The sequence below is a fragment of the Streptomyces sp. NPDC002130 genome (assembly GCF_040296465.1).
GTDB lineage: Bacteria > Actinomycetota > Actinomycetes > Streptomycetales > Streptomycetaceae > Streptomyces.
Genome location: NZ_JBEOXI010000974.1, coordinates 1 through 1,262 on the forward strand (window position 1 = coordinate 1; position 1,262 = coordinate 1,262).

The window sequence follows — 1,262 nt, forward strand, 5'->3', positions numbered from 1 at the left end:
GGTCATGACCCACGGCGAGGTGTGGCTGGCCGAGTTCGGAGGGCACGCCGCGGGCGCCTGGGAACTCTGGTGGGAGATAGTCGTCGATCGGGGGAAAGTTGCTTCGATGGTGACCCGTGGAGGCGGGAGGAATCGTCTGCACCACTTCGTCGTCAGCACTCATTCGGCCATCATCCGGCCAGAATCGACACACGTCCAATCCACACGCTGTCGGGGCCTCGTCGCCCGAAGGATAGGGTGTTGGCGTGGAACGGATAGCGGATTGGTGGGACAGCTTCGAGCTGTGGATGGCGGGGCTCCCGTTCATCCCGCAGGTCGCGTTGGTCCTGATCGTCGTCGTTCCGCTGTGCCGCCTGGTGGCCATCGGTCTGGATCGCGCGTTGGCCGCCGTGCTCGCTCTGCCGCTCTTCGGCTGGTTGCGTAGGAATTCTCGAGAAGTAGAGGAAAGCTGATGCCCCGCTCACGGGTCACTCTCGCCCTGATCGCCCTGATTCTCCTCGTGATCGTCGCGTGGCTTCTCACCCGTTAGTTCTCCCGATTAGAGCGGTCGCCGGTGCTCTGCTAAAGTCCACCGCGTGTCCGAAGCAACAGCTCCCGTAATCCGCCACCAGTTGGCGTTGATTGCTGTCGGCATGCTCGACGTCGCTGACGTCGCCTGTTGTTGATTTCCTGAGTTCGACCTCTTCGGTGGTGCTGCGCACCCCACTCGAACTTCTCCGCGTGTAACTCGCGCCCCCCGATTCAGGGCTCTTTGCCCGTCGGCTCTCCATGTCTGAACGTCCCGATGGAATCAGCCCCAGAGGTCTCGGACTTGTCGTTTGCTCAACCCTCGTTTGTCAGTCCTTTCAGGAAGGTATCTGCAATGAAACGCCGTTCCCGCACACTTCTCACTGCTATCGCGACCATGGGGGCCGTGGTACTCACAGCGTGCAGTGGTGGCTCGAGCGACACCGTGGGTGGTGACAGCGCCGCCAGCGACGGTAGCGCCGGCACGATCAACCTGTTCGCCTACGCCGTGCCGAAGCCCGGCTTCGACAAGCTCACCGCAGCCTTCCAGGCCACCGACGAGGGCAAGAACGTCAACTTCAATCCTTCGTACGGCGCCTCGGGTGACCAGTCGCGCAAGGTGAAGGACGGCGCCGAGGCCGACTTCGTCAACTTCTCCGGCGAGGTGAGCCGCTGTGGCCGGGAGCTCCCTTCACGTCGGTGCTGGTGGCCGAGCCGGGCGGTCTGATCGAGGACCTGGAGCTCGACGAGCCCCT

The 1,262-nt window shown here is 63.2% G+C and carries 2 protein-coding genes and 1 pseudogene; all 3 read left to right on the forward strand.

The window, feature by feature from the left end; genetic code table 11:
* Positions 1-245: 245 nt before the first annotated feature.
* A complete protein-coding gene (locus ABT116_RS47540) occupies positions 246-452 on the forward strand; it encodes a hypothetical protein (RefSeq protein ID WP_095969753.1) in 207 nt (68 codons plus the stop codon).
* Between the two features lie 123 nt (positions 453-575).
* Positions 576-665 (forward strand): Ms4533A family Cys-rich leader peptide, encoded by a 90-nt coding sequence (locus ABT116_RS47545; protein ID WP_309599318.1) that lies wholly within the window; start codon positions 576-578, stop codon positions 663-665.
* Between the two features lie 505 nt (positions 666-1,170).
* Positions 1,171-1,262 (forward strand): annotated as a pseudogene (locus ABT116_RS47550) (suppressor of fused domain protein); the annotation flags it as partial.